The organism is Synechococcus sp. H60.3, assembly GCF_047462295.1.
Lineage (GTDB): Bacteria > Cyanobacteriota > Cyanobacteriia > Thermostichales > Thermostichaceae > Thermostichus.
Map to the genome: position 1 here is coordinate 1 of NZ_JANSIY010000126.1, position 5,172 is coordinate 5,172.

The 5,172-nt window shown below is 58.4% G+C and carries 3 protein-coding genes; 2 read left to right on the forward strand and 1 reads right to left on the reverse strand.

The window, feature by feature from the left end; all coding sequences use genetic code 11:
* Both NW841_RS11225 and NW841_RS11230 read left to right on the forward strand, forming a co-directional pair.
* A partial coding sequence (locus NW841_RS11225) for a DUF2079 domain-containing protein (RefSeq protein WP_414386437.1) occupies positions 1–1,305 on the forward strand: 1,305 nt, incomplete at its 5' end.
* 229 nt (positions 1,306–1,534) lie between these two features.
* Positions 1,535–3,580, forward strand: a complete 2,046-nt coding sequence (locus tag NW841_RS11230; protein WP_414386439.1) for a PhoX family protein — start codon at positions 1,535–1,537, stop codon at positions 3,578–3,580.
* Between the two features lie 92 nt (positions 3,581–3,672).
* On the opposite strand, the gene ilvD is transcribed toward NW841_RS11230, so the two are convergent.
* The coding region (gene ilvD, locus NW841_RS11235; protein WP_414386441.1) for a dihydroxy-acid dehydratase at positions 3,673–5,172 on the reverse strand (1,500 nt) is incomplete at its 5' end.

Consider the following 5,172-nt stretch of genomic DNA (forward strand, 5'->3'; position numbering starts at 1 on the left):
ATCAGCCGTGGCGAGGTTCCTTTTTCTACTATTCGCGGGATCCACATTCTTGGGGATCACGCAGCTTTTATCTTGTATCCTCTCAGTCTTTTGTATTGCATTGCTCCCTCTGTATATTGGCTGTTTGGCATCCAAGCTCTGGCACTAACGCTGGGAGCGCTGGCCGTTTACCATCTGGCGCTCCAAGCCGAGATTGATTCTGGCAGGGCGAGAACAATTGCCGCCGCCTATCTTCTCTACCCAGCCATCTTCAACGCCAACCTTTTTGATTTTCATCCAGAAGTGTTGGCTGTTCCCCTTTTTTTGGCCGCTATACTCTGTGTTCGCTCTGGCAAGTTGTGGGGGTTTTTGCTGTGCCTAGGTGGTATCCTCGGCTGCAAGGCGGTGTTGTCTCTCAATGTCGTTGCCCTGGGAGCTTGGCTGTTGCTCTTTGAAAGCAGACGAGTTGAAAAGCGCTGGGAACGGCGCTGCCAAGTGGCCGGCTGGCTTGCCATAGCGGCAGGGTCGGCTTGGTTTGGCGTGGCTACTTTTTGGATTATTCCTCACTTCAGTGGCAGCGAGCCGGCAGCCGTTTCTCACTATAGCTATTTGGGCAGTTCTGTTCCTGAAATTATCCAAAACTTGGTTCTCAAGCCAACATTAGTCCTGGGCAAGGTCTTCTCTCTCGACACCCTATTCTATGGACTTTTGTTAATCATTCCTGTGGCTTGGGGCCTCTCTTGGCACCGCTGGGATCCCTGGATCCCTGCCCTGCCAACCCTGGGGCTGAATATACTTTCTAGCAATCCTGCTTATCGGGATCTGGTGCATCAGTATGCATTACCTGTTGTTCCTTTTCTCTTTCTAGCTGTCATCGAAAACGCGAAACCAGGCCCATCCTGGGTCTGGCCTGTCAAAAGCAGAAAAGCAGCGCTAGCCTGGTCTTTGCTGGCTTTTTTAGCCCTGGCAAAATACCCCTTTTTCGGCTCCATCTATCTTCAGTCTCTTGACACTTGGCAGGCCACTCGCGAGGCCCTTGCCCACATCACCACCCAAGGGGGTGTCCTTACCACCCACGAGATTAGCCCCCACCTCACCCACCGGCAAGTTATCTACTTTACTGATGAGAGCCACTTCAAGGGATCTCCCCCCGAACAATGGGATCCCTTTGACTACGTTTTGCTTAACAGCCGCCATCCGGGGTGGCGCAGCAGCCCAGAGTTCTCCCAAACCCTGCTTGCCGCTTTACAAAAAGAAACCTCGTTTCAGCTTCTCTACCATCGCGATGGGGTGTATTTGTTCTCTAGGATACGACAAGAACCTTAAGCCTAGCTGGAACAAGTCAAAGACAAAGATCAGAAAGCAAAATTCCCTGTAGTTCAACAATTTGTTAAGAAATCATTAGCTCAACCTAAAGAAATTCTTCATATCGATGAAGCTTAACCTAGTCTTGGCCTCTTCTTAACTTCTAGGTACTAGTTTTGGAGCGCCTATCCCAATGCGTGAAGTCAGTAACGCAGGGAATCGACAAGACAAGAGAAGGGGAGAACTCAACGTGAATAATCCGCAGGGTTCTAGGCTTCGTCATGGGGACGAGCCTCTGTGCAATCATTCGCCCAACCCCACCTTTAGCAGCATCCTAGAAGCCCGCCTGCAGCGGCGCCAAGTGTTGCAGGGGGGCATTGCCGCAGCAGTGGCCACCTTTTTTGGCCTGCCGGCGCTCAACAACGCCAGTAAGTCGGCCAAAGCGGCCAGCGGCAGTGCCTTGCTGGGTTTCAAGGCAATCCCCGTGAGCGCAGAAGACAAAGTGGTGGTGCCGGAAGGCTACACTGCCCGACCGCTGCTGGCCTGGGGTATCCCCATCACCGGCACCTACCCTGAGTTTAAGCTGGAGAACACCGGCGCCGAGCAGGGGATGCAGGTGGGCAGCCACCACGACGGTATGCACTTCTTCCCCATTGAGGGGAAGGATCCCTGGCAGGGCAGCTCCACCGAGGGCCTGTTGGTGATCAACCACGAGTACGTGGAGCCGCGCTTTATGCATGCCGCCGCCAAAGGACAACAGCTCAACGATGAGGGGTATCCGGTCAACCCCGACGGTAGCCGCGATCCCGACCAGGTGCTCAAGGAGCTGAACGCCCACGGGGTGAGCATTGTCCACATCAAGCGGGAGGCGGACGGTAACTGGACTGTGGTGCGGGATCGCCTCAACCGCCGCATCACCGGCCTCACCCTCATGGAGATCCAGGGCCCGGTACGGGGGTCTGACTTTGTCAAGACCAAGTTCAGCCCCGATGGCACGATGACGCGGGGTACTCTAAACAACTGCGCCCACGGGGTTACCCCCTGGAACACCTACCTCACCTGTGAGGAAAACTGGGCCGGCTACTTCGTTAACACCAGCAAAGGGCCGGATCAAAAGCCCAACCTGCCCCGCGAACACAAGCGCTATGGCGTGAGCACCGAGACCTCCCGCTACGGCTGGGAGCTGGCTAGCAACAAGGCCGACGAGTTCATCCGCTTCAACGCCACCCCCACCGCTGCCGATGCTACCCAGGACTACCGCAACGAGCCCAACACCTTCGGCTGGGTGGTGGAGATTGATCCCTTTGATCCCAGCAGCAGGCCTAAGAAGCGCACAGCTCTGGGCCGCTTTGCCCATGAGGGCGTGGTGTTCCAGCCGCCGGTGGAAGGACAGCCGATTGTGCTCTACATGGGGGACGATGCCCGCTTTGAGTACATCTACAAGTACGTCTCTGCCGAGCCCTACCGCAAGGAGACGGCAGGCGGCCACCTGCTGGACAACGGCACCCTGTACGTGGCCAAGTTCAACGAAGACGGCACAGGGGAGTGGATCCCGCTGGTGTTTGGGCAAAACGGCCTCACCCCCGAGAATGGTTTCACCAGCCAGGCGGATGTATTGGTAAACACCCGCACCGCAGCAGACTTAGTCGGCGCCACCAAGATGGATCGGCCCGAGTGGGGAGCAGTGGATCCCAAGACTCGTATGGTCTACTTCACCCTAACCAACAACAGCAAGCGGGAACAAGACCAGGTGAATGCCGCCAACCCTCGTCCCAAAAACCAGTGGGGTCACATCATCCGCTGGAAGGAAGCCAATGGCCAGCCCCAAGCTACCCGCTTTGAGTGGGACATCTTCGTCCTGGCCGGCCCGCCAGGAGATAGCCGCACCTTATCCGGCCAAGCTCTCAGCTCGGACAACATCTTCAACTCTCCCGATGGGCTGTGGTTCGATGCCAGTCGTCGCCTCTGGATCCAGACAGATTGTAGCGAGAGCAACCTCAACAAGGGGGACTTTGCCCAGTTCGGCAACAACCAGATGCTGGCTGCCGACCCGGATACGGGAGAAATTCGTCGCTTCTTGACCGGGCCGATTGGACAGGAGATCACCGGCGTGGTTACCACTCCCGACCAGCGCACCATGTTCATCAATGTCCAGCACCCCGGCTCCACCACCAGTGCCGAAGACTTCGCTGCCGGCAAGATTGCTTCGCGCTGGCCTGACTACGACGACAACATCTATCCCCGCTCGGCGGTGGTGGTGATTACCAAAAATGACGGCGGCATCATTGGTACCTAGTTGGCGCCGAAGCCGTCAACTTAACCCAGCGGCAGGGATCCCTGCCGCTTTTTCCTGCAAGAGTTACTCCCCTCTCCCTGAGGGAGAAGGGCCTACTCCCACAAGTTCAAATCGGTCACCGCCCCCAGGCTGCTGCTGGAGACGAGCTTGGCGTACTTGGCCAAGGTGCCCCGTTTGTAGCGAGGCTCGGGGGGAACCCAGCGGGCGCGGCGGCGGGCCAGTTCTTCCTCGCTAACATGCAGGTGCAACAGACGAGCGGGGGCATCGATGGTAATGAGATCCCCTTCCTCCACCAGGGCAATGGGGCCGCCTACGTAGGCCTCAGGCGCCACATGGCCCACCACCATGCCGTAGGTGCCGCCAGAGAAGCGGCCATCGGTAATTAGCCCCACGCTATCTCCCAAGCCAGCGCCGATGATGGCCGAAGTGGGGGAGAGCATCTCCCGCATGCCAGGGCCGCCCTTGGGGCCTTCGTAGCGGATCACCACGACGTCCCCTGGTCGAATTTGGCCAGCAAGGATAGCCTGCAGACAGGACTCCTCCGAGTCAAAGACCCGCGCCGGCCCCGTGATCTTGGGAGTCTTGACGCCGCTAATCTTGGCCACTGCCCCTTCGGGAGCAAGGTTACCTTTGAGGATGGCTATGTGCCCTTGGGGGTAAAGGGGGCTGTGCCAGGGGCGAATCACCTCTTGGTCAGGGCTGGGCTCGTCCGGCACGTCCCGTAGGACTTCGGCAATCGTCTGACCAGAGATGGTGAGGCAGTCCCCGTGCAGCAAACCGTGGTTGAGCAGGATCTTCATTACTTGCGGGATCCCACCAGCCCGGTGCAGATCGGTGGCAACAAAGCGGCCCGAAGGCTTGAGGTCGCAGAGAACAGGCACGCGGGCGCGGATGGTCTCAAAGTCATCCAACGTCAGGGGCACCTCCGCGGCGTGGGCAATGGCCAAAAAGTGGAGCACGGCGTTGGTGGATCCCCCTACGGCCATGATGACGGAGATGGCGTTCTCAATGCTCTGGCGAGTGATGATGTCACGGGGCCGAATGTTGGCCTTGATGGCCTCGGCCAAGACCTTGGCCGATTGGGCAGCGCTTTCGGCTTTTTCTTCATCCTCTGCCGCCATGGTAGAGGAATAGGGCAGGCTCATGCCCATGGCCTCAAAGGCGCTGGACATGGTGTTGGCGGTGTACATGCCGCCACAGGATCCGGCACCGGGGCAGGCGTGGCGCTCCACCGCCAGCAGCTCTTCCTCGGAGATGTGCCCGGCGCTGTACTCCCCTACCGCTTCAAAGGCGCTGACGATGGTGAGGTCGCGGCCGTTGTAGTGCCCCGGCTTGATGGTGCCGCCATAGACAAAGATGGAGGGCACGTTGAGGCGGGCCATGGCAATCATCGCCCCCGGCATGTTTTTGTCGCAGCCACCAATGGCCAAGAGACCATCCATACTCTGGCCGTTGACCACCGTCTCGATGGAATCGGCAATCACCTCCCGCGACACGAGGGAGTACTTCATGCCCTCGGTGCCCATGGAAATGCCGTCGCTGATGGTAATGGTGCCGAAGATCTGAGGCATGCAGCCGGCCTCCCGCAGGGC